The sequence below is a fragment of the Enterococcus sp. E5-162 genome (assembly GCF_035725965.1).
In the GTDB taxonomy this organism is placed as follows: domain Bacteria; phylum Bacillota; class Bacilli; order Lactobacillales; family Enterococcaceae; genus Enterococcus_B; species Enterococcus_B lactis.
Map to the genome: position 1 here is coordinate 1 of NZ_JAPRFV010000036.1, position 1,355 is coordinate 1,355.

The window sequence follows — 1,355 nt, forward strand, 5'->3', positions numbered from 1 at the left end:
AAAATCCATGAAAAGCTTGCCCTTAAGGGCATTACTATATCCGTTCCGCCACGTAAAAACATGGATAAATCAGAAAAACTAGACCACAGCTTACTTGGAAAACAAAGAAAAACAGTTGAGACTGTTTGTTCTTCCTTAGAAAAATTAGGTTGTCAAAATTTCAACTCACGTTCTGTTAAAGGGCTAGAGAGTAGATTTGAAAGCATATTACTGGCTTACAGTGTTCTATTAAGTCGAGCACAACGACGTTTTGAAGGAACTTCGAGATATTCTTTAGGATATTAAAATTAACTAGCACCACGGGTAAATATTATAGATTATTACTTTTGACAGCTGAAGCAGGATGGATGGATTTTCCAGAAGTTGTAAAAGAAGTTCAAGAGATAGGTGCAACTATTTCTGATAGCCGCTCCTCTCCTATGAACTATCAGGATGCCCATGGAATTAAAATAATTGATCAAGAGAGAAATGTCAGAAAATACACAACAATAAATGAGTGTGTAATTAATGAAAATCTTTGTAGGGCACCGATAACGAAACACATTAAGAATAGAAGCAAAGCAAAAGACGGAAGAACTTTTACTACCTTCTAAGTTTTTTTCATATTTGTTTGCTATACTTAGATCTAAGGAATTAGACTTTCGCTGCCCATTATTTAAGTTTGAGGTAGCGTCTTGCGAGGGATCAATAATGGAAGAAGAAAAAATATTTGAAAAACGCTGGGAATTGGCTTCAGTTGAACAAAGAGCAAGGTACCATAATCTAATGTCCTCTTACCGCAATATTGATTGGACTTACAAAGAAAAGAAGTACTTGCTTTGGTTATGTCAGTTAGATGTAAATACCTTTGAAACATTTGAAGTGATTCTAGATAAGATTAAAAACAGCAATGAAAAAAGAGCTGATCTATAGTGGTTCGCTCTTTTTATTTTATTAACTCTTTGGTTACTATATGTAAAATACAGCTTCATATTACAATAAATTTCAGGATACAAATTTATTTAAGCATATATAAATATAATTGAAATGGGACATAAATATATGAGTATGAGAAAGGTGATTACATGTTTAATAAATGGGCAAACCACCCAATGAACTCGAGAGGTAGAGATAATTTGAAGGAGACGGACAAGTTCTGGGAAGAAGTATATAGTAAAAACAAAAATCTTAGGTTTCCTGAAGGAAAACTTTTATATAGAGTTCATACAGGTGGATATAAAAAACCTGTGGTTCTGTTGCAAAGTTTTCCAAAAAATCTATTTTAGTGTAAAATTGAGAAAAAAGACAGAGAGGACAGAGTAATGAATCATTTTAAAGGCAAACAATTCAAAAAAGACGTCATTATTGTCGCTGTT

General features: G+C 32.9%; 2 protein-coding genes and 1 pseudogene. All 3 read left to right on the plus strand.

Annotated elements, in window-relative coordinates; genetic code table 11:
* Window positions 1-285 (plus strand): annotated as a pseudogene (locus OZZ83_RS14615) (IS982 family transposase); the annotation flags it as partial.
* Window positions 286-347: 62 nt separating this feature from the next.
* A complete protein-coding gene (locus OZZ83_RS14620; protein WP_008271463.1) occupies window positions 348-593 on the plus strand; it encodes a hypothetical protein in 246 nt (81 codons plus the stop codon).
* Between the two features lie 97 nt (window positions 594-690).
* Entirely contained in the window at window positions 691-912 is a 222-nt protein-coding gene (locus OZZ83_RS14625; protein ID WP_002311006.1) for a hypothetical protein, read from the plus strand.
* The last annotated feature ends 443 nt before the right edge of the window (window positions 913-1,355 follow it).